General features: G+C 62.3%; 16 protein-coding genes, 2 tRNA genes and 3 rRNA genes. 12 read left to right on the plus strand and 9 right to left on the minus strand.

Annotated features, from left to right (window positions below):
* Positions 1-190 precede the first annotated feature (190 nt).
* The 7 genes from NKH31_RS08445 to NKH31_RS08475 form a co-directional block, all read right to left on the minus strand.
* Positions 191-2,266, minus strand: coding sequence for a hydantoinase/oxoprolinase family protein (locus tag NKH31_RS08445; RefSeq protein ID WP_254864700.1), 2,076 nt, complete (start codon positions 2,264-2,266; stop codon positions 191-193).
* On the minus strand, positions 2,263-4,104 hold the full coding sequence (locus NKH31_RS08450) for a hydantoinase B/oxoprolinase family protein (RefSeq protein WP_254864701.1): 1,842 nt from the start codon (positions 4,102-4,104) through the stop codon (positions 2,263-2,265). Before NKH31_RS08450 ends, NKH31_RS08445 begins: the two co-directional genes overlap by 4 nt.
* 193 nt (positions 4,105-4,297) lie before the next feature.
* The gene (locus NKH31_RS08455; RefSeq protein WP_254864702.1) at positions 4,298-4,945 is read right to left on the minus strand and encodes an isochorismatase family protein; all 648 of its coding nucleotides are present in this window, start codon (positions 4,943-4,945) and stop codon (positions 4,298-4,300) included.
* Positions 4,946-5,036: 91 nt separating this feature from the next.
* Positions 5,037-6,026 carry an alpha-ketoacid dehydrogenase subunit beta gene (locus NKH31_RS08460; protein WP_254864704.1) on the minus strand — a complete coding sequence of 330 codons (990 nt, stop codon included), beginning with the start codon at positions 6,024-6,026 and terminating at the stop codon, positions 5,037-5,039.
* Between the two features lie 6 nt (positions 6,027-6,032).
* The gene (locus NKH31_RS08465) at positions 6,033-7,208 is read right to left on the minus strand and encodes a thiamine pyrophosphate-dependent enzyme (RefSeq protein WP_254864705.1); all 1,176 of its coding nucleotides are present in this window, start codon (positions 7,206-7,208) and stop codon (positions 6,033-6,035) included.
* Between the two features lie 215 nt (positions 7,209-7,423).
* Complete coding sequence (locus NKH31_RS08470) at positions 7,424-8,194, minus strand: enoyl-CoA hydratase/isomerase family protein (RefSeq protein ID WP_254864706.1); 771 nt, start codon at positions 8,192-8,194, stop codon at positions 7,424-7,426.
* A 60-nt stretch (positions 8,195-8,254) separates the two neighbouring features.
* On the minus strand, positions 8,255-9,055 hold the full coding sequence (locus NKH31_RS08475) for an SDR family NAD(P)-dependent oxidoreductase (protein WP_254864707.1): 801 nt from the start codon (positions 9,053-9,055) through the stop codon (positions 8,255-8,257).
* A gap of 306 nt (positions 9,056-9,361) precedes the next feature.
* On the opposite strand from NKH31_RS08475, the gene NKH31_RS08480 reads away from it, so the two are divergent.
* The 6 genes from NKH31_RS08480 (at position 9,362) to NKH31_RS08505 (ending at position 14,650) form a co-directional block, all read left to right on the plus strand.
* Entirely contained in the window at positions 9,362-9,826 is a 465-nt protein-coding gene (locus tag NKH31_RS08480) for a RidA family protein (protein ID WP_254864708.1), read from the plus strand.
* Complete coding sequence (locus NKH31_RS08485) at positions 9,823-10,977, plus strand: acyl-CoA dehydrogenase family protein (protein WP_254864710.1); 1,155 nt, start codon at positions 9,823-9,825, stop codon at positions 10,975-10,977. Before NKH31_RS08480 ends, NKH31_RS08485 begins: the two co-directional genes overlap by 4 nt.
* Before the next feature lie 28 nt (positions 10,978-11,005).
* Complete coding sequence (locus tag NKH31_RS08490; protein WP_254864711.1) at positions 11,006-11,443, plus strand: MaoC/PaaZ C-terminal domain-containing protein; 438 nt, start codon at positions 11,006-11,008, stop codon at positions 11,441-11,443.
* 189 nt (positions 11,444-11,632) lie between these two features.
* Positions 11,633-12,001, plus strand: a complete 369-nt coding sequence (locus tag NKH31_RS08495; RefSeq protein ID WP_254864712.1) for a hypothetical protein — start codon at positions 11,633-11,635, stop codon at positions 11,999-12,001.
* A 309-nt stretch (positions 12,002-12,310) separates the two neighbouring features.
* Positions 12,311-13,315 (plus strand): YeiH family protein, encoded by a 1,005-nt coding sequence (locus NKH31_RS08500; RefSeq protein ID WP_254864714.1) that lies wholly within the window; start codon positions 12,311-12,313, stop codon positions 13,313-13,315.
* A gap of 177 nt (positions 13,316-13,492) precedes the next feature.
* A complete protein-coding gene (locus NKH31_RS08505) occupies positions 13,493-14,650 on the plus strand; it encodes a multicopper oxidase domain-containing protein (protein ID WP_254864715.1) in 1,158 nt (385 codons plus the stop codon).
* A gap of 35 nt (positions 14,651-14,685) precedes the next feature.
* On the opposite strand, the gene NKH31_RS08510 is transcribed toward NKH31_RS08505, so the two are convergent.
* Positions 14,686-14,979, minus strand: a complete 294-nt coding sequence (locus tag NKH31_RS08510; RefSeq protein ID WP_254864716.1) for a DUF7521 family protein — start codon at positions 14,977-14,979, stop codon at positions 14,686-14,688.
* Positions 14,976-15,353, minus strand: coding sequence for a winged helix-turn-helix domain-containing protein (locus NKH31_RS08515; RefSeq protein WP_254864717.1), 378 nt, complete (start codon positions 15,351-15,353; stop codon positions 14,976-14,978). Before NKH31_RS08515 ends, NKH31_RS08510 begins: the two co-directional genes overlap by 4 nt.
* Positions 15,354-16,358: 1,005 nt before the next feature.
* Here NKH31_RS08515 and NKH31_RS08520 point away from each other — a divergent pair.
* The 6 genes from NKH31_RS08520 (at position 16,359) to NKH31_RS08545 (ending at position 22,356) form a co-directional block, all read left to right on the plus strand.
* Positions 16,359-17,832, plus strand: a 16S ribosomal RNA gene (locus NKH31_RS08520).
* Positions 17,833-17,951: 119 nt separating this feature from the next.
* Positions 17,952-18,023 (plus strand) — tRNA-Ala (locus NKH31_RS08525).
* A gap of 231 nt (positions 18,024-18,254) precedes the next feature.
* Positions 18,255-21,174, plus strand: a 23S ribosomal RNA gene (locus NKH31_RS08530).
* Positions 21,175-21,312: 138 nt separating this feature from the next.
* Positions 21,313-21,434: ribosomal RNA gene (gene rrf, locus NKH31_RS08535) — 5S ribosomal RNA — on the plus strand.
* The 16S, 23S and 5S rRNA genes sit together here with 1 tRNA gene alongside, the layout of an rRNA operon.
* 164 nt (positions 21,435-21,598) lie before the next feature.
* Entirely contained in the window at positions 21,599-22,123 is a 525-nt protein-coding gene (locus tag NKH31_RS08540; RefSeq protein ID WP_254864718.1) for a GNAT family N-acetyltransferase, read from the plus strand.
* Positions 22,124-22,279: 156 nt separating this feature from the next.
* Positions 22,280-22,356: transfer RNA gene (locus tag NKH31_RS08545), tRNA-Cys, on the plus strand.
* Positions 22,357-22,499 lie beyond the last annotated feature (143 nt).

Below are 22,499 nucleotides of genomic sequence, written 5' to 3' on the forward strand. Positions count from 1 at the left end.
CGGTCGATCGTCCACGCCCGGCTCGAATCTGCGTCGAAATCCGACTATTCGTTTGCTACCTGCTCAAACTGTATCGAAATCCGATCCGTGAGCAACGCGAGTAGTCGGTGACAATCCGGGCGAAGCGATCTCGATTCGACGACCAGGAGGAGTCGGGAGCCGTCTCACCAGCCAGCGGGCGAGCCCGATCTTACGGATCGGATCGGACGGTCGGTATCTCGGCTCCCTCGTCGGTGATCACGACGTTTCCGTTCGTGGTGACCGTCGCGACCTTCTCCGGCGGAACGATCGTCGTCGAACCCGTTTCCTTGAGGATCGCGGGACCATCGACCGTCTCTCCGACGGCGAGGTACCGGCGATCGTGTACGTCGGCCGAGACGAATCCGGTCTCCGAGAAGTAGACGTCGCGTTCGTCGAGCCGGCTGTCTCCGTCGGCGGCGACCGTCGCCGGATCGTAGCCGGCCGACTCAACCGTTCCGGACACCCGGAGGATCACGGTCTCGACCGGTTCGGACCGGCGCGCGTGTCCGTACATTCGCCGGTGCATCTCGTGGAAGGCCTCCGTCGTCCGGGAGAATACGTCCGCGTCGATCGGCTCGCTCGTATCGGCGGGGACGGGAACGGTCAACTCGTACGATTGGCCCGCATAGCGCATGTCGATGGCGCGTTCTGCGGTGACGTCGTCCGGTTCGAAATTCTGCTCGGTAAAGCGCTCGAACACCGTCGAGACGAGTTCGTCGAACTGCTCGTTCACCGTCTCTAGATCGAGTTCCGACTTTCGATACGAGTGGGATTCGTCGACGCGAACGTCGGCGACGAGCAGCCCGTTCGCCGAGAAGACGCCCGGATTGTTTGGAACGAGGACGCCTTGCATGTCCATCGCGTCGGCGACCGGCACGGAGTGAAGCGGGCCCGCGCCGCCGAACCCGACCAGCACGTAGTCGCTCGGGTCCTCGCCTCGTTCGACGGTCACTCGCCTGATTTCGCGCGTGAGACTCGCGTTCGAGACGTTGACGACGCTCTGGGCCGCCTCCTCGACCGACTGACCGAGCGGCTCGGCGATCTGCTCTCTGAACAACTCGCGAGTCCGATCGACGACCAGGTCGACGTCGCCGCCGATGAAGCTGCTCGGATCGATTCGACCGAGCAGGAGGTTCGCATCGGTGAGCGTCGCCCGCTCGCCCCCGCGATCGTAACAGATCGGACCGGGGTCGGCTCCCGAGCTCTCCGGCCCGACGCGGAGGGCGCCACCGTCGTCGACCCTCGTGATGCTTCCCCCGCCGGCGCCGACCGTACTGAGGTCGATCATCGGCGTCTTGATCGGGAGGTTGTTGATCTCGCTCTCGGTCGTTCGGACGATTTCGCCGTCCCTGACGATGCTGACGTCGGTACTCGTTCCGCCCATGTCCATGCCGATCGCGTTCGGATACCCCACCTGCGCGCTGGTGTGTCGGGTGGCGACGGCGCCGGCCGCCGGCCCCGAAAGGACCGTTCGGATCGCGTTCTCCGTCGCTTGCCCCGCTCGAAGGAGTCCGCCGCCGGTGTGCATGATGTTCAACGGCACGTCGATGCCGCGCGATTCGAGCTCGGACTCTAAGTTGTTGATGTAGTCGCGGATCTTCACTTTCACCGCCTCGTTCAGGGCGGTCGTGATGGTCCGCTCGTACTCGCGAATCTCCGGATACACGTCCGATGAGAGGGCGTAGGAGGTGTCGTCGGCGTGGCGTTCGATCAACGAACCGACCTGCTGTTCGTGGTCGCCGTTGAGATACGAGTACAGCATCGAGACGACGATCGATTCGACGTTTTCGTCCGTGAGTGTCTCGATCGCCGCCCGCGCCGCCTCCTCGTCGAGCGCTTCGATCTCCTCGCCGCTGTAATCGAGCCTCCCGGGGACTTCCGTTCGGAGGTGACGCGGGATAACCGCGGGCGGCTTATCGGTAAACAGGTTGTACAGCTCGGGACGCGTTTGATCGCCGATCTCGATCACGTCGCGCAGGCCGTCGTTCGTTATCAGGCCGATTTTCGGCAGTTCCCCCTCGAGCACCGCGTTCGTCCCCACCGTCGTCCCGTGGCTCAAAAACCCGACGTTCTCCTCGCGTTCGTCGTTCTCTTCTAAGGCTTTCGTGACGCCGGTGATCACGCCCCGTTCGAACGCGTCGGGGGTCGACGGCGTTTTGGTGGTGTAGACGGTGTTGCCCGCCTCGTCGAACAGCACGATATCGGTGAACGTTCCGCCGATGTCTACGCCGAGTCGAAGGCTCATTGGCCACCACCTCCCGAGCGAGCGGCGGTCCCATCTCCCGCCCGATCGTCACGGGCGGACGCTCCCGGGCGTGCCGTCGTCGGCTCCGACCCGTTCGCTTCGCTCCCTTCGGCGTCACCGCGCCGTTCGCTGCGTAGGCGTTCAGTCTCCTCCAGATCGATCTCCCGGTTCGATCGGTCGACGACGACGCCGTATACGTCCCGGGCCTTCTCTACGGATACCTTCTCGTCGATCACGTCCTGCAAGACCAATTCCGGGTCGCGCTCGAGCGGACTCCCGTAGCCACCGCCGCCGGGCGTCTGAATGCTCGCGACCTGTCCGGCGTCCAGCCTCGTCGTCGACTTGGAACCGACCTCCCGTTCTTCGCCCGTGTCCGGATCGATCACGTACCTCGCCGGTTTCGCGTCTTCGCCGCCGAAGAGCCCCCACGGGGCGAACTTCGAGCGATCGGACAGCACGGTGAACGAGGACTCGTGGTCGTAAAACTCCATATCGCGGCGGACGCCGAGTCCCCCGCGAAACCGACCGGCTCCCTCCGAGTCCTGGCGCAGCTCGTACGCTCGGACGTACATCGGAATCTCCCCTTCGATCTCCTCGATCGGGCTGTTTGCGGTGTTTTGCAGGTGCGGTTGGACGGCGTCCATGCCGTCTTTCGTCGGGCGGGCGCCGTAGCCGCCGGCGAACGTTTCGTAGTAGACGTAGGATTCGCCGTCGCGCGGATCGGTTCCACCGTAGGCGACGTTCACGACGGTTCCCTTCGTCGCGGCGATGACGCGGTCTGGGATCGCCTCAGAGAGGCACTTTATGACGAGGTCGGGGACGCGCTGGGTAACCTCGCCGGTCGCGGCGATCGGCGCGTTCTCGTCCGGATTGACCATCGATCCCTCGGGCGTGATCAGTTCGAACGGGCGATAGAACCCCTCGTTCTGGGGCAGATCTTCCTCGAACAGGCTGCGGATCGCCATCATGACGGCGGCGAAGACGGTGGAGGGATTCGAGTTGAGCGGCCCGCGGTTCTGGTCGGCCGTTCCCGTGAAGTCGAAGGTCAGCTCGTCGCCGTCGATTCGCACCTCGAGTTCGAGTTTAACGGGTTCGTCGACGATACCGTCGCCGTCGAGGTAATCCGTCGCGTGGTAGTGGCCGTCCGGCAGTCGGTCGATCTCCGCGCGCACTCGCTGCTCGGTGTACTCCAGCAACTCGTCGATGTGTGCGCCGAGCGCTTCGCGCTGATACGCTTCGAACACCTCGGTGTAGCGTCGGGACCCGATCTGGTTCGCGCCGAGCTGGGCGTGGTAGTCGCCGACGCGCTGTTTGGCTCCTCGAACGTTTCGCGTGAGGACGCGAAGCATCTCTTCGTCGTACTCCCAGCCTCGAACCGCCTTCATGCCGGGCATGATCAGCCCCTCGCCGTAGAGGCTCGTACTGTCGGACGGGATCCCGCCGGGCGTTTCTCCGCCGATGTCGACGTGGTGTGCGTCGTTCCCGACGAATCCGATCACCTCGCCGTCGTGGAACACCGGCGAGATCAACATCACGTCTGGCAGGTGGACGGCGCCACCCTGGGCCGGATCGTTCAGAAGGAATCCGTCGCCCGGCTCCAGGTCCCCCTTTCGTTCTTCCATGATCGCTGGGGTCGCGTACAGAAGTGCCGCAACCTGGGAGGGAGCCGCGGTAAACTGAGCGATGTGGCGACAGTCGGCGTCGAACAGCGCACAGGAGTAATCCCGCCTGATCTTGATGTTAGTCGAGTAGGAGGTCCGCTCTAAGGTCACTCCCATCTCCTCTACAATTCCCTGTAATTCGTGACGGAATATCTCGAGTTCGTCACCAGAAACCATGCTAACGGCTTTCGAAGGAGCGGAGTTAACACTACCGTCTTACTGTTTCAACGAAGACATATAGGAAATATGTGAATATAGGTGGTGTGTCACGTCGGGGTGCGCGCACTCTCGCGATACTATCTGCGGTATTCGGGTGATTGATGGCTCGAAACGCCGAATCTCTGTTTCTCCATCACGTAAAAATCATCCGTCACTTCTCGGCTGCAGACAGCGACTCGAAATACGTGACAACTTCTTTTACTGAAACGACGTCGCCGATCCGTGCGTGGATGTCGACCAAACTCGCTTCGGCCTGGTCGGGCGACCGGTCGCCGACGGCCCGGTCGGGGACGATGACGCGATACCCTCTGGCACACCCGTCAGTCGCCGTGGCTCGAATACAGCCGCTCGTCGAGCAGCCCGAAAGAATCAGGGTGTCTATCTCCCACGCGTTCAACAGCGTGGCCAGCTCCGTCTCGTGGAAGGCGTTCGCCTGGTGTTTGTCGACGATCGCGTGCTCGTCTCCGACACACAATCGATCGTCGAGCGAGCCGGATTCCGTCTCGGGATCGTACGCCGAGGGATCGGCGTTCAGTTTCGCCCACTTGCCGATCAGTTCCCGATTGGGATACGGGACGTTCCGAACGAATACGACGGGAAATCCGCCCCGGTCGGCCGCGGAAACGAGTTCGTTCGAGGCCGATATCACCGCGGACAGATCCGTTCCGTGATAGTCGTCCTCGCGCGTGAGTACGTTCTGCAGGTCGATGACGACCACCGCCGGCCGTTTCCCGAACCCGATACGCTGACTCGACAACCCGACCCGGTCTTCGATCGTTTCAGCGTCGATTCGCTCCATCTCTACGAGGTACTCGACGCATTCGACTATGACACTACTGGCTCGAACCCGACAGGAACTTTCGGCGGAGACCCACCGACGGTGTGGTAACTTACGTGCCGGCGCCGCCGTCGAGCACCGCTTTGAGTCCCTCCTCGATGCGCGGCGGATTCGGCAGGTAGTAATCTTCCATCCCGAGCATCGGGATCGGGACGTCGAAGCCGGTCACTCGCTCGATCGGCGCCTCGAGGTACATCAGCGCGTCCTCGTTGATGGTTGCGACGAGCTCGGCGGCGAACCCGCCCGTCTTTGGCCCCTCGTGAACTACCGCCACCTTCCCGGTTTTCTTCACCGACTCGACGATCGTTTCGCGGTCGAGCGGCGAGATCGTCCGCAGATCGATCACCTCGATCGAGATGTCGCGTTCGGCCTCGAGATTCTCGGCCGCCGCCATCGTTTCTGGCATCATCGAACCCCAGGAGATGACGGTGATATCCTCGCCCTCGGTCCGGACCGCGGCTTCGCCGAGCGGAATCGTGTACTCCTCTTCGGGAACCGGTTCGCGGAACGATCGGTAGAGGCGTTTCGGTTCGAGGAACAAGACCGGATCGGGATTCTCGATCGCCGAGAGGAGCAACCCCTTCGTGTCGGCGGGGGTACTCGGAACGACCACCTGCAGGCCCGGAATGTGGGCGTAGGCGGCTTCGAGGCTCTCTGAGTGATGTTCGAGCGCGCGCACCCCGCCGCCGTAGGGAGCCCGGATGACCATCGGCGCGCTCATCTCTCCGCGCGTTCGCCACCGGATTCGGCTGGCCATCGAGACCAGTTGATTGAACGTCGGTGGAAGGAATCCGGAGAATTGAATCTCTGCAACCGGCCGATACCCGTACATCGCCAGTCCGACGGCCGAGCCGGCGATCGCGATCTCCGTGATCGGGGTATCCAGGACGCGTTTGGGGCCGAACTCGTCTTTGAGCCCCTGCGTGGCTCGAAAGACGCCGCCCGTTTCCGCGACGTCCTCACCGTAGACGACGACGTTCTCGTCGCCCGCCATCGCGGTGTGCAGTGCATCGTTCACCGACTCGACGATTGTTGCGTTCATTGGTGATCACCCCTTCGGTCGGTGTTCGATGAAATCGTACGCGTCCGGTCGCTCGTCCAGGAACTGTTCAAATTCCGCCAGCTGCCGTTCGAGTTCGGGGGGCGTCTCGTCGTACACGTATTTGAACATCTCCTCGACGCCGCCCGATTCGTACGCGTCGGCCGCTTCTTTCGCCCGGTCGAACTCGGCGTTGGCCTCCTCCCGGATCTCGTCGGGGTCGACCCGATCCCAGACGCCGCGCTGGCGGAGAAATCGCTCGAACCGACCGACGGGCTCTTTTTCTTCCCATCGATCGACCTCCTCGTCGCGACGATAGAGCGACGGATCGTCGTTCGTCGTGTGGGCGTCGAGTCGGTAGGTCACCGCTTCGACGATGGTCGGGTTCCCATCTGCGACGTGGGCTCTGGCCGTTCGAACCGCATCGTAGACGGCGAGAACGTCGTTACCGTCGACTCGTATCCCGTTCAACCCGTACGCGATCCCCTTCTGTGCGACCGTTTTCGCCCCGGTCTGGCGCTCGAACGGCGCGGAGATAGAGTACCCGTTGTTCTGACAGTAAAACAGCGTCGGCGTATCCATCACGCTGGCTAAGTTCATGCCGGCCTGATACTCGCCGGTGCTCGGATGGCCGTCGCCGTGATACAGCGCCGAGATCGAATCCGCGTCGTCGAGGGCCATCCCCCAGGAAAAGCCGACCCCGACCGGGATGTGCGTCCCGATCGCGATCGCCGGGGGGAACGTCCGGTTCGCCCGCTGTTTGTTCGCGTCCTCGACGCCGCGCCAGTACAGGAGTAGATCGCGCAACGGCATCCCCTGGATGCACAGGGCGGTCGCCTCCCGACCGTACGGAAACAGCCAGTCCGGTTCCTCGAGTGCGTACGCACAGCCGACGATGCTCGCTTCTTGCCCGCGCCCCGAAGCGTAGGTCCCCATCTCTCCACGTCGCTGGAGCTTCACCATCCTGACGTCGATGACCTGCTGGAGGACCATCCACCGGTAGAGTTCGATCAGTTCGTCGTCGGTGAGTGCGGGTACGCGCTCTGGGTCGTACGTCCCGTCCTCGTCGACGATTTGATACCTCGGCGGCAACTCGGACGGTTCGGTGAGCGTACACTCCGCGATGGACTGGCTCGTGTTCCCGTCTAGAATCCGGCTATCGGTGTGATCCACAACCTCGCCCATTATCACGTGCAGTATTTTTTAGAATCCTCTTAGGTGTTGGGATGGCAAATGTCATGTGTGCAGAAACTGCACTAACTTCGTTCAATGTTTGGTGATAGTGCTCCAAAAACGTGACAAAATGGGCTGGTATCTCGCTTCCACCCGTCACTGTCCATCGGGTGTGCAGTCGTCGAGCCCTCTCGGTTCCTATCGAGGTGACGGGCCCGACGCGCCGACTACCGCTCGTTCCACTCGGGTTCTCGATCCTCGAGCTGAGCCGAGATACCCTCGCGGTAGTAGGGATCCTCGCGTGCGCTTTCGAGGGCGATCGCTTCGAGGTAGGACCGACTCGCCCGGGGCGACATCTCGGCGGCGGCGTAGATGCCGCGTTTGGCTTTTTCGACGATTTCGGGCGGTTTCTCGCGCAACGAGTCGACGACGCGAGCCACCTCGTCGTCGAGGTCGTCGGCGGGGACTGCGCGGGCGACGAGGCCGCGATCGGCGGCCTCGCGACCGGAGATGGGGTCGCCCGTGAGGATCATGTCGAGCGTCTTGGTGAGTCCGACCGTCTCCTGGAGGATCGGCGGCGAGAAGTGGTTGACGATGCCCAGGCCGGTTTCGGGCTGGCCGAGTCTCGCATCCTCGGCGGCGATCGGAATGTCGGTGTGCAAGACGAGATCGAAGCCGCCGCCGAGCGCCCAGCCGTCGACCCTGGCGACGGTCGGGACGGACAGCCCCATCATGGCCTCGAACAGCTCGTTCCAGCTCTCGGTGAACGGAGAGAGCGCGTAGTCGAGGTCGCGAACTTCGCCGATGTCGCCGCCGGCACAGAAGACGTCGCCCTCGCTACTGAAGACGACGACGCGGACGTCGTCGCGCTCGCCGTACTCGCGGACGCGTTCGATGATCGCGTCTTTCGTCTCGAGATCGACGGCGTTCAACGCCGACGGTCGTTGCAACTCGATCCGCCCGACGCCGTCCTCGACGGCGAACCCGGCGTTGACCATAGCGAGAGCCTCGCCGCGACATTCCGTTAGTGTTTCGACCCCGGTGATCCGCTCGACGCGCTACTGTACGGTACTGCCGCCGTCGACGACGAGCGTCTCGCCGGTGACGTAGGAGGCCATGTCGCTCGCCAGAAAGCAGACGGCGTCGGCGACTTCTTCGGGTCTGGCGAACCGGCCGGCGGGCGTCCGATCGACGAGTCGGTCGTAGAGCTCGTCGTTCTCCTGGACGGGCTGGGTGAGGTCGGTGTCGACGTATCCGGGAGCGACGGCGTTGACGCGGACGTCCGGCGCCCAGTCGAGCGCGGCGCTCTTCGTGAAGCCGACGAGTCCGTGTTTCGAGGCGACGTAGCCGTGCTGGCGCTTGATCCCGACGACGCCGGCGGTGCTGGCGACGTTGACGACCGCGCCGCCGCCGTCCAACAGGGCGTCGCCGGCCGCCCGCGTGCAGGTGATCGCTCCCTCGAGGTTGACCTCGAGGACATCCCCGACGGCGTCGGTGTCGAGCGCTTCGGGCCGCCCCATCGCCGAGACGGGGTTGATGCCCGCGTTGTTGACGAGAACGTCGATCCCGCCGAGCTCGTCGACGACGCGGGAAACGAGCGCATCGACCGCGTCGTCGTCGGTGACGTCGGTCGGCTGTTCGAGGCTGTCGGCACCCAGCTCGCGTACCGCGTCAGCCGCCTCGGCGACGTCCTCGTCGGTCCGAGAGACGGGAACCACGTCCGCGCCCGCGACCGCTACCGCCTCCGCGACGGCCCGGCCGATGCCCCGCGTCCCGCCGGTGACGATCGCGACGCGGCCGTCGAGGTCCGGGCCGACGGATGCCGGCGGTCGTCGGTCTGTCGACTCGTCCGCACTCATCGTCCCCACCGTCCGTCGAGAGAGTCTCCCATCACGATGCGAACCCTGTGTCGGCGGAGACAAAGCGTTTTCCGCTCTCGGGCGGTCGGTCGGTTACTCGGTCGGACGCCCGCGTGTGAACCGGCCGGATCGACACCGCGTCGTGCTGCCGTTCGACACGTCAGACGAGTCGCCGGTCTCGACTGACCTCGGCGCGACCGGCCCCGGTAAACGTCTCGCCCCGCTGACGCGTGGCGTTAATCTGTCCCCGGCCGGTCGCGAAACCGTGGGTCACCTTCATGTCCGTGCCGTTCTAGTCCCAGACTGATGGACAAAGAGATCGTGACGCCGCCGGAATTGGCGGAGCCTCGCGGCTTCAACCACGGCTTTCTGATCGAGGGCGGAAAGACACTCTACCTCGCGGGACAGGACGCGACCGGGTCGGACGGCGAGATCGTCGCCCCCGGCGATCTCGTCTCGCAGTTCGAGCAGGTGATGTCGAACCTGGCGGCCGTCGTCGAGGAAGCCGGCGGCACGAGCGAAGACATCGTGAAGCTGAACGTCTACGTCGCCGATCGCGACGAGTACCGCGACAACCTCTCCGAAGTCGGCGAGATCTTCGCCGAGTACGTCGACGACTACCCGGCGATGGCGCTGTTCGAGGTGAGCGCGTTCTACGAGGCCGACGCGCTGATCGAGATGGAGGGCTTCGCCGTCCTCGACGACGAACCGGGTCGGACGGGAGACGACGAATCGACACCGGACGGCGATCGGTCGTCGGATCGACGATGATCGAACGATTCGCCCTCGAGGATCGCCACGTCGCCCAGCGAGAACGGGTGCGAGAGTTCTGTGAGCGGGCGGTCGAGCCGGTCGTCGACGCACACGAGACGTCGGGAGAATTCCCGGAGGAGCTCGTTCGTCGTCTCGGCGACGAGGCGTTCATCGGGGTTCCGTACCCGACGGACGTCGGCGGCGCCGGTCAGGACTTTCGTTCGTTCGCGATCACGGTCGAGGAGCTAGCGCGTTCGTGGAAGTTGCTCGCGGGGGCCGTCAACATCGCCTGCGGCCTCGTCGGGTACCCGCTCTCCGAGTTCGGCGACGACCGCCAGCGCGAGGAGTGGCTGGCGAACGTCTGTACCGGCGAGTGGATTCCGGCGTTCGCGCTCACCGAACCGGGGTCGGGCAGCGACGCCGGCTCGCTCGAGACGACGGCCCGACGCGAGGGCGACGAGTGGGTGATCGACGGGCACAAGTGGTGGACCACCCACGGCGCGATCGCCGACCTGCTGTTGATCGTCGCGCGAACGGATCCGGACGAATCGGGCCACGCCGGCATCAGCCTCATCGGCGTCCCGAATCCGCACGAGCGCGACGGAATCGAGGTGATCCGGGACATTCCGTGCATGGAGGGCGACGTCGCCATCGAGAGCGAACTCCGATTCGACGGGCTCCGGGTCCCCGCGGCAAACCTCGTCGGCGAGGAGGGTCGCGGCTTTCGCTACATCATGGAGGGGCTCGACATCGGCCGGCTGGGGACGGCCGCCCAGGGCGTGGGCATCGCCGAGGGCGCGTTCGCCGCGAGTCGCGAGTTCGCGGGCGAGCGCGAACAGTTCGGCCAGCCGATCGCGGAATTCCAGGGCGTGGGCTTTTCGCTCGCCGATATGGCGTCTCGAACGGAGGCGGCCCGACTACTCACGCTGTCGGCGGCCGACCAGCGCGACCGCGGCGAGCGCATCACGCAGGCGGCGGCGATGGCGAAGACGTTCGCGACCGACGCGGCGATGGAGATTGCGACCGACGCCGTCCAGGTACACGGCGCCCGGGGCTACTCGACCGACTACCCCGTCGAACGCTACATGCGCGAGGCGAAAGGGACCCAGATCTACGACGGCACGAACGAGATCAACCGCCTCGTGATCGCAAACCGAATGTACGAGTGAGCGACTACGAGAACGAGACTTCCAACCTATGACACCCCACCTCTTCTTCGAAGACATCGCCGTCGACGACGCCTGGGAGGCCGGCACCGCGACCATCACCGAGTCGGAACTCCTCGAGTTCGCCGAGCGGTACGACCCGCAGGCGTTTCACGTCGACGAGGCCGCGGCCGAACGCAACTTCGGCGGACTCATCACGAGCGGCTGGCACACCGCCGCGGCGTGTATGCGCCCGTTCGTCGACGCCGTTCTCACCGACATCGCCGTCGTCGCGGCCGCCGGCGTCGACGACCTCCGGTGGCACGCACCGGTTCGCCCCGACGATACGCTTTCGGTCACCGCGACCGTCGTCGAGAAAGCACCCTGGAACGACGAGCGGGGGCGCGTCTCGTTTCGAATCGAGGCCCACAATCAGGACGGCGAACTGGTCCACTCGCGGACCGATCTGGTGATCGTCGAACGTCAGTGACGGATCGCCGCCGGTCAACGCCTTCGTCATCTCCTCGCTGTCGCCTCTCTTCGATCGTTTCTCCGGTCCCCGTACCCACTACTCACGGCACACACCGCTCGTCTACGTCCGACTCTTCCCGGCCGCCGATCGTCGACCGACGTGTTCGACGAATCTATTTATATTCCGGCCGGGAACTAGCCCAATGAAATGGCCGATTCACGCCCGAGCGTTCGACCCGACCCGCCCGGTGTCGGGACGGTAGCCCTGGCGTGCTTTTCACTTCTGTCCGTGGCGATTGTCGCCGGGACGCGTCACGTTCTGTGGCCCTGGATCGCGTTCGGTACGATCGTCATGGCGGGACTGACCGGTCCGATCGCCCACGCCCGAACCTGGGACTGGCTGTTCGATCGAAAATCGGTTTCGGCGGGCGTACTGATGGGCTGTACGCTGTTCGCGATCGGGACGCCGCTTCTGATCGGCGAATCCGCCGAGGCGTCGATGAGCGTCGTCTACGGCGGCGTCATCGGCGGGTCGGTCGTAACGATCGGTTCGTTCGTGCGTGGTTCTGGGAGGTGACGGTGCGCCACGGTGGAAGGCTCCCGGCGGGTACTCGACAGATCGACGCTCGGTGCGTCGTTCGAACCGGCCTGACTCGCATCGACCAGTCCGGAAACTACCGCCACTGCGTTGCTGCGAGCAAAAGCGCTTACCCGGTGGGGCGAAAACCGATCACCGACCGATGGGACCGACCACGCCGGCGTTCGAACGCGGGGCTGTACTCTCCGAGTCCGCTCGTGGTCTGTTCGCCGGCCGACACGCACGTTCGCTCTCGCTGTGGGTAATACTCGGCGATGTATCAACCCCCGACGGAGCGTGGGTAATGCAGTGATCCGTCGATCCCTCTCAGCCTTCGCGCCCGGCCTCGCGTTGCTCGGTGCAATCGCCGTCGTCGCGTCCGCGCTCGCGTCGCTCGTCGGCGTGACTCCCATCCTCCTCTCGATCCTGCTCGGACTTGTACTCGGCAACACCGTTTCGCTCTCGCCGGCCTATCGGCCGGGTATCGAGACGCACACGCGCTGGCTCGAGGCGGGAATCGTCCTGCTCGGTGCGACGATCGCCGTCGATCAGATCGCGGCGTCGGGCGTCGCGTTGCTGGCGCTGATCGTCGGCGTCGTCTGCTGTAGCATCCTGCTCGTCGAGGTACTCACGCGCGTCGTCTTCGGACTGAAGGGCGAACTTCCCTCCCTGCTCGCCGCCGGAATGAGCGTTTGCGGGGTTTCGGCGGTCGTCGCCGTCGCCGGGGCTATACGCGCAGACGAACGAACCATCGCGTACGTGGTGACCGGAATCGTCCTGTTCGATACGATCACGCTCTTCGCCTACCCGGTCGTGGGGACGCTACTCGGCTTGCCGGACCGCGTGTTCGGCATCTGGGCGGGCGTCAGTATGCTGAGTACGGGGCCCGCCACGGCCGCCGGCTTTACGTACTCGACCGAAGCGGGCGAGTGGGCCACCCTGACGAAGCTCACCCGCAACGCGTTGATCGGGTTCGTCGCACTCGCGTACGCGATGGTCTACGCCCGGGAAGCGACGAGCGCCTCGCGCGTCTCACACCTGCGTACGCTGTGGGAGACGCTTCCGACGTTCGTCGTCGGGTTCACCGTCCTGCTCGTCCTCTCTGCGATGGGGCTCTTTTCGGACCGGCAGGTCGAGATACTGGAGACGACCTACACCTGGCTGTTCGTCGTGGCTTTCGCCGGTCTCGGTCTCTCGATCCGGGCGCGACAGCTTCGAACCGTCGGCGTAACGCCGATCGCGATCATGGCGGTCGGGCTCGCGACGATCAGCGCACTCTCGCTCGGGGTCGTCTTCGTCGTCTTCGGCGGTTGATCGACGGAACCCGGATAGCCGTCGGTCTACCCGAGTGACGACGTCGCGGTCTCCGATCCGATCGGACCCACGTATAACTGATCGGTCGAAGATATTCGCCCGAATTCCCGCGTGCTCCCACGGTGTGGGAACCACCTCTACCCCTTGATAGTGTGGGGTTTGAAGGTGGCGTTGTACATGACTCATCTCGATCGAGCCCTTGATCGACGGACCGTTTTGACGATGACCGGGGCGGGTGCGCTGGCCACGCTTGCCGGTTGTATCGGCTCTAGCGACGAAGACGACGAGGCGCCGTCAACACCCGACGAGTCGGAGAGCGGATCCGGCGACGACGGTCCGCTGACCGACTACGACTACACCGCGCCGCCGCCGATCGTCGACCTCCACGAGCAGGGCTACGAGTCGACGCTCAAGACCGTCCCGGCCCGTCACCAGTTAGTGGCCGACGGAGCCGAAGGGGGACCGATCACGCTGGAGGAAGTCTGGGCGTTCCAGGCCGACGATCACGCGCCGAGTGTTCCGGGGCCGATTTATCGGGTTCCTGAAGGAGAGACCGTCGAACTCACCTACGAGAACACGGAACACAACCACGACCACACGCTTCACGTACACGCGGTAAACAAATCGTGGCACGACGACGGCGCACCCGACACGACGGGCCACGAGATGGTCCACCCCGGAGAGTCGGGAATCTACACGATCGAGGCCGACGTCCCGGGGACGCACTTCTATCACTGTCACGTCCAGACGGACACGCACCTCGAAATGGGAATGTACGGCATCTTCCACGTCATCCCCGAAGATCGCGAGAAACCCGACCGCGAGTACTTCCTGACGATCCGTGACTGGGACACCCGCCTCCACGACCAGTACGCCGGCGGCGATTCGGAGTACGATCCGGTTGATCGACGGACCGACACCTACACGATCAACGGCCGGTGCGCCCCGACGACGTTCCACCCCGAACTCGGGACCCCGCTCATCGTCGAGGAGGGCGAGCGGGTCAGACTGCACGTCGTCAACGCCGGCTACGATTCTCATCCGTTCCACACCCACCGTCACCGCTTCCAGACGGTCCGGAAAGACGGCGGTCGGATCGACCCAGTCGCCCGTCACGACGAGGACGTGGTCACCATCGGACCCGCCGAGCGATACACGATCGAGTTCGACGCCGACGCAGAGCCCGGGCTGTACCCAGTCCACTGTCACAAGGTCGACCACGTCACGAACCAGGGCGTCTACGCCGGCGGGATGTTGACCTCCATCGTCTACGAATCCGCGATGGAGACGGAGGAGTTCGCGGCCGTCATGGACGAGGCCGGCTTCGAGGGCTAACTGACCGATCGTTTTCTGACCGCGAACGAGTTCGCTTACTGAACGTACAACGAGTAGGCGATCACCAGAAAGCCGATCAGGACGAGCACGCTCTCGACGAGAACGCCGAATTCGAGGCTGACGTCGAGAATTTCGTGGAGCAAGCCGGCGAAGGCGAGTCCGAGCGTGACCAGCCCGAATCCGGTCGCCAGCAGTCCGAGGGCCCGTTGTCTGGTTCGTCGATACGCCTTGAACGCGAAGTAGGTGATCACGCCACCGACGATCAGGACGAGCGTCTTCACGACGGCCAGGGCGATGGTCACCTCCGTTGTAGCTGTGTATAGGCTCATGTTTCTCGTCTGACCTCCGACCACAGATCGGCGAGTCGTTCGTCGGCCGTTCGGGCGGGCCGCTCGACTGCGACGTCGAGGGTGTGGTCTTCGTCCATGGTAATTCTGATCTCTTCGAACGCGATCGAGTACTTACTCGCGTGGTGACCGTCCCGTCGTATCTCGGTCGACTCCTCGAGCAGCGTCGCGTCCGTGAGCTGCTCTAACTTTCGATAGAGCGTCGACTGGGGGATGTCACATCGCTCCTGTATCTCCGCGGCCGTCAGCGGCGTTTCGAGCGCGCGGATGATCTCGCGACAGTCCGGATCGTCGAGCGCCGCACAGACTTCGGCGGCAGAAGGTTCGTTCGTGGATGCGAGCGGATCCCGGACCATTCGTACGGGGCTTCTCACCGCCCCCTCATAGTCGCGTCGGTGACGAACAACGCTCACAGTGGCCCGAATCGAACGTATTCGGCTCTCTCACTCTCGTCTGAACCAGCGAGTGGCGTGCGTGGAAACTGTTCTCGCATTCGAGCCCTCGAACGAAGCGCCCTTACGCGCGCGTGACCGAGCGTACGACGCGCGGGTATCATCCGATCAGACCAGACCTACGAGGGCGGCGTGACCGATCGGCCTCCGCCCGCGCGATACTACTCCTGATGGCGCCGTCGTCGGGTACCGGACCAGTACGCTTCAGCTCAGGTAGCCTGACAGCGTCCAGTAGACGAATCTCGCCGGCCAAACGTGGTTGTCATTCACATACACATTTATATACACCACCACGTCCGGCCGTACGTGCAAAACCGTGCCATGGTAGCGGGATGCGAAGCGCCGTTCGTTCGACGGCGTTATATAGGGACCCGGCCATCCGATAGAATGCGAACGACGTGGCGCACACCGCCACTCCCTCTGGCCGCGACCCGGCACGGAGGTAGGAACCATCCACCCTCGTCGACGGGTCGGCCGTCACGGTGGGCAACTGGAACTAGGCCTTGCGGTCGAAGACGATGCCCTTATATACTCTGGGCGTCTACCAATAGTTCCACGATGTCCGTTCCGGATGCGACTTCCGGGACGACTTCGATCCGTTGCCCTTAAGTGTACGAGGGCACTCGGATGGAATGCAAACGTGTGATCGCCGGTGCGACTCTCGTGCCGGTGGTCGGACGGTTCCGCTTCGAAGGGGTTAAGTACCCCTCGGAGGGTAGGAATACGTCCGAAGGAAATGAGGATTCCACCCCTGCGGTCCGCCGTAAAGATGGAATCTGATGTTAGCCTCGACAGTTCGGTGACGCTCGATCGGTCGGTCCGATCTGATCACCGAACCTAGACCAAGTTACGTGTGAGTGTGAACTATACATTCACCGCCAAACCTCCCTGGCTTCGCCAGGGGATAGCATTCCGGTTGATCCTGCCGGAGGTCATTGCTATTGGAGTTCGATTTAGCCATGCTAGTTGTACGAGTTTAGACTCGTAGCGAATAGCTCAGTAACACGTGGTCAAACTACCCTGTCGATCGGGATAACCTCGGGAAACTGAGGCTAATACCGAATACGGCTCGATGCCTGGAATTGGCTCGAGCTCGAAATGCTACGGCGCGACAGGATGTGGCTGCGGCCGATTAGGTAGACGGTGGGGTAACGGCCCACCGTGCCGATAATCGGTACGGGTTGTGAAAGCAAGAGCCCGGAGACGGAATCTGAGACAAGATTCCGGGCCCTACGGGGCGCAGCAGGCGCGAAACCTTTACAATGCACGAGAGTGCGATAGGGGGACTCCAAGTGCGAGGGCATATAGTCCTCGCTTTTCACTACCGTAAGGTGGTAGTAGAATAAGGGCTGGGCAAGACCGGTGCCAGCCGCCGCGGTAATACCGGCAGCTCGAGTGATGACCGCTATTATTGGGCCTAAAGCGTCCGTAGCCGGCCAGGCAAGTCCATCGGGAAATCCGCACGCCTAACGTGCGGGCGTCCGGTGGAAACTGCTTGGCTTGGGACCGGAAGATCCAGAGGGTACGTCTGGGGTAGGAGTGAAATCCTGTAATCCTGGACGGACCACCGGTGGCGAAAGCGCTCTGGAAGGACGGATCCGACGGTGAGGGACGAAAGCTAGGGTCACGAACCGGATTAGATACCCGGGTAGTCCTAGCCGTAAACGATGTCTGCTAGGTGTGGCACAGGCTACGAGCCTGTGCTGTGCCGTAGGGAAGCCGTGAAGCAGACCGCCTGGGAAGTACGTCCGCAAGGATGAAACTTAAAGGAATTGGCGGGGGAGCACTACAACCGGAGGAGCCTGCGGTTTAATTGGACTCAACGCCGGACATCTCACCAGCACCGACAGTAGCTGTGAAGATCAGTGTGATGAGCTTATTGGAGCTACTGAGAGGAGGTGCATGGCCGCCGTCAGCTCGTACCGTGAGGCGTCCTGTTAAGTCAGGCAACGAGCGAGACCCACGTCCCTAATTGCCAGCAACACCCTTGTGGTGGTTGGGTACATTAGGGAGACTGCCAGTGCCAAACTGGAGGAAGGAATGGGCAACGGTAGGTCAGTATGCCCCGAATGTGCTGGGCTACACGCGGGCTACAATGGTCGAGACAGTGGGATGCTACGCCGAGAGGCGACGCTAATCTCCGAAACTCGATCGTAGTTCGGATTGCGGGTTGAAACTCACCCGCATGAAGCTGGATTCGGTAGTAATCGCGCCTCAGCAGGGCGCGGTGAATACGTCCCTGCTCCTTGCACACACCGCCCGTCAAAGCACCCGAGTGAGGTCCGGATGAGGCCGGCGCAACGCCGGTCGAATCTGGGCTTCGCAAGGGGGCTTAAGTCGTAACAAGGTAGCCGTAGGGGAATCTGCGGCTGGATCACCTCCACTGATCGGGACTGGGGCGACGCCCCAGCCCACTATCGGTCTGCGTTCGCACGATCGCCGTTTCGGCCGATCGAGCACCTTTGAACTGTCGAGGCTAACGAATCCCCTCTCTCGAGGGGTGGGCCCATAGCTCAGTGGGAGAGTGCCTCCTTTGCAAGGAGGATGCCCTGGGTTCGAATCCCAGTGGGTCCATGTCTCGGGTGATGATCGTGAACCGATCCCCTTAAGTGGGTGACGGCGCTACGATTTGATCCCGACGAACCGATGCACCACTCCGCGCAAGCGTGGGTGGGAAGGGTTGATGCACGCCGGCCGTCTACCGGCGCTGCAAATGAGACTGTGTGTACGTGTAGTCCAGGCGTCCACTGGACCCGTTCCCGGGTCACAATTCGTTACACCTCTGGTGTAACACACCGATCCGTAAGAACGTGGCTACTGTGCCAGCTGGTGGATCGCTCGGCTCGAGAGCCGATGACGGACGTGCCAAGCTGCGATAAGCCCAAGGGACCCGCACGGAGGGGTAGAACTTGGGATCTCCGAATGGGAATCCCCACCGCAATTGCTTCGCGCAATGGGGAACGCCGGGAATTGAAACATCTTAGTACCGGCAGGAAAAGAAAGCAAACGCGATGTCGTAAGTAACGGCGAGTGAAACCGACACAGTCCAAACCGAAGCCTTAGGGCAATGTGGTGTTCGGACTGACTTTCATCATCGGAAAATCTACAAGAAATCTTCTGGAACGGAGTGCGATACAGGGTGATAGCCCCGTATTGTAGGTTAGTACGTTGTGCGTCAGCTCCAGAGTATCGGGGGTTGGATATCCCTCGTGAATATCGCGGGCATCGACCGCGAAGACTAAACACTCCTCGAGACCGATAGCGAACAAGTAGCGTGAGCGAACGCTGAAAAGTACCCCAAGAAGGGAGGTGCAATAGGGCGTGAAATCAGTTGGCGATAGAGCGACGGGGCATACAAGGTCTGTTGATGAATGAATCGGGTGCGAACCTGTAGTAAGATTCAACAGAAGCCGATGTTCCGTCGTACGTTTTGAAAAACGAACCAGGGAGTTTGCCTGTCTGACGAGTCTAACCTGATCATCAGGGAAGGCGTAGGGAAACCGATATGACCGCAGCGCTTTGCGTGAGGGTCACCGTGTTCAAGCGCGGGGAGTCAGACGGGCACGACCCGAAACCGGACGATCTAGGCGTGGGCAAGGTGAAGCGTACCGAAAGGTACGTGGAGGCCTGCTAGCGTTGGTGTCCTACAACACCCTCGCGTGACCCGTGTCTAGGGGTGAAAGGCCCATCGAGTCCGGAAACAGCTGGTTCCAACCGAAACATGTCGAAGCATGACCTCCGCCGAGGTAGTTTGTGGGGTAGAGCTACGGATTGGGTGACCGCACTCCGAGAGGAGTGTGCCGCCCTGTCCAACTCCGAACCTACGAACGCCGTCGACGCGGGGAGTCCGGTATGCGGAGTAAGTCTGTGTACCGTGAGGGAGACAACCCAGAGCTGGGTTAAGGTCCCCAAGTGTAGACTAAGTGCGATCGAAGGTGGTCTCAAGCCCTAGACAGCCGGGAGGTGAGCTTAGAAGCAGCTACCCTCTAAGAAAAGCGTAACAGCTTACCGGCCGATGGTTTGAGGCGCCGAAAATGATCGGGGCTCAAGTCTACCACCGAGACCTAGCGGCGCGATTCACATCGCGATCCTGTAGGTTGGCGTACTGTTCGGGCGGAAGCGCGGGAGAGATCTCGTGTGGACCGTTCAGTAACGAAAATCCTGGTCATAGTAGCAGCGTTAGTCGGGTGAGAACCCCGACGGCCGAACGAGTAAGGGTTCCTCAGCAATGCTTATCAGCTGAGGGTTAGCCGGTCCTAAGTCTCACCGCAATTCGAGTGAGTCAAAAGGGAAACAGGTTAATATTCCTGTGCCAGTGTGCAATAGAAGTCGACGCTTTTGGGTCGCCCAAGCCGGGCCTTCGCCCGGTCGAACTGTCAAAGTTCGTGGAAGCCGTAATGGCACGAAGCGAATGAACGGCAGGATAGCGAAAGTTGGGTCAACCGAGAGCCCGTGAAAAGACGAGCACACTGACCGTACCGAGATCCGACTCAGGTACTCGTGGCAGAGAAAGCCAAGGTCTGTCGGGAGAAACCGACGTTAGGGAATTCGGCAAGTTAGTCCCGTACCTTCGGAATAAGGGATGCCTGCCCCGCGAAGGGGCAGGTCGCAGTGACTCGGGCGCTCCGACTGTCTAGTAACAACATAGGTGACCGCAAATCCGTAAGGACTCGTACGGTCACTGAATCCTGCCCAGTGCAGGTATCTGAACACCCCGTACAAGGGGACGAAGGACCTGTTAACGGCGGGGGTAACTATGACCCTCTTAAGGTAGCGTAGTACCTTGCCGCTTCAGTAGCGGCTTGCATGAATGGATTAACGAGAGCGCCACTGTCCCAACGTTGGGCCCGGTGAACTGTACATTCCAGTGCGGAGTCTGGAGACCCCCAAGGGGAAGCGAAGACCCTATAGAGCTTTACTGCAGGCTGTCGCTGAGACGTGGTCGCCATTGTGCAGCATAGGTAGGAGGCATTACACAGGTACCCGCGCCAGCGGGCCACCGAGCCATCATTGAAATACTACCCGATGGTGACTGCGACTCTCACTCCGGGAGGAGGACACCGGTAGCCGGGCAGTTTGACTGGGGCGGTACGCGCTTGAAAAGATATCGAGCGCGCCCCAAGGTTTCCTCACTCGGGTCGGAGATCCGAGTAAGAGCGCAAGAGCATAAGGAAGCCTGACAGTGTCGAGCACAACAATCGACGCTGACGCGAAAGCGTGGTCTAGCGAACCAATTAGCCTGCTTGATGCGGGCAATTGCTGACAGAAAAGCTACCTTAGGGATAACAGAGTCGTCACCCGCAAGAGCACATATCGACCGGGTGGCTTGCTACCTCGATGTCGGTTCCCTCCATCCTGCCCGTGCAGCAGCGGGCAAGGGTGAGGTTGTTCGCCTATTAAAGGAGGTCGTGAGCTGGGTTTAGACCGTCGTGAGACAGGTCGGTTGCTATCTATTGGGGGTGTTTAAGGTTCCTGACGGGAACGTTCGTATAGTACGAGAGGAACTACGAATGGGTGCCACTGGTGTACCGGTTGTTCGAAAGAGCACGTGCCGGGCAGCCACGCACCACGGGGTAAGAGCTGAACGCATCTAAGCTCGAAACCCACCTGGAAAAGAGGAGCCACTGAGACCACTCGTAGAAGACGAGTTCGATAGACTCGGGGTGTACGTGCCGAGGCAACGAGGCATTCAGCCCGCGAGCACTAACAGGTCGAGCCACCATTCATTTCGCATGGATCTACTGTACCCGGAAACGGGTCCAGGCGCTATCTGGACTACACGTATGACACAGTCACCACCGATACTGGGAACTCGGATCGCAATGGCGATCCGAGAGAGCGGTTCGAATCCGTTGATCGGCATTAAGGCGGCCACAGCGGTGGGGCAACACCCGTACCCATTCCGAACACGGAAGTTAAGCCCACCTGCGTGTCGGCCAGTACTGGAGTGGGAGACCCTCTGGGAACTCCGATTCGCCGCCTCCATTCATACTGAGCGATCCCGTCTGGGATCGCCACATTACCCTCACACAGCACCGGCTGTGTGGGGGTTTTTGTATTTATACTGGTGTCGCCGTGGCCGTCCCACAACGGCACCGTTGTCAGCTGTTCAATCGAAGTATATTTACATACTGTACCGAAGTTCGGATATGCAGATACGTCGCTTGTCTTCGGATGACGCGGCCGTCGCTCGGTACGTCGAGGAACTGTGGATTCCGTATCACCGGGACATGGGTGCGGTCGTCGAGTCCCACGAGCTCGTCGAAGACGAAGATACCGTACGCGAGGTAACCGAGTACCTGGCGGGCGGTCTCGACTCGAGCGAGCGCTACTTGTGGATCGCGATCGAAGGGGCAAGCGATCCGTTCGCCCGAATCGATACCATCGACGGGACGTTCGCCGGGTTTTTGCTGGGTGCCGTGGAGTCTTCGCCGCCGACGTTCGACTGGCCAGACCGGTTCTTAATTGGCGATCTCTTCGTTCGAGAGTCCTATCGCGGATCTGGATTGGCCGAGACGCTCCTCGCGCGCGCCGCCGATCAGGCCCGTGAGGACGGCTGTTCGGAACTGGCGCTGGATGTGGACGTGGACAACGAGCGAGCGCGTGCGTTCTACGAGAAGATGGGCTTCGAGACGGAACGGCATCGAATGCGGCTTGCGACAGCGCAGGTGTGAACGATTCTCGACGGAGCACTCGGACGACGCTCCGTGCGGGTTCTTGATGGCCCGGTTCGGTTACGTCGATCCGCGCGAGCTCGGAGTGACGGTGGTCGTCGGTGTCACCGGTTGATCCGATGGGCTTAAGCGATCAAGGCGGATAGCATAGAGTGCGCCAAGGTGGCAGAGTCCGGCCGAACGCATCCGCCTGCAGAGCGGAACCCCCGCCGGTTCAAATCCGGCCCTTGGCTCTTCTGCGAGCGACGAATCGTCGCGAGCGAGAGCAAGACGTCGATTTGAGCCCAGCGAACGATCGAAGCGAGTTTGCGCGGTTCAAATCCGGCCCTTGGCTTCTTGCGCCGATCGAAGGTGAGGAGCAGAAGCCAGATGAGGA

The organism is Halovivax gelatinilyticus (genome assembly GCF_024300625.1).
GTDB classification, from domain to species: Archaea; Halobacteriota; Halobacteria; order Halobacteriales; family Natrialbaceae; genus Halovivax; species Halovivax gelatinilyticus.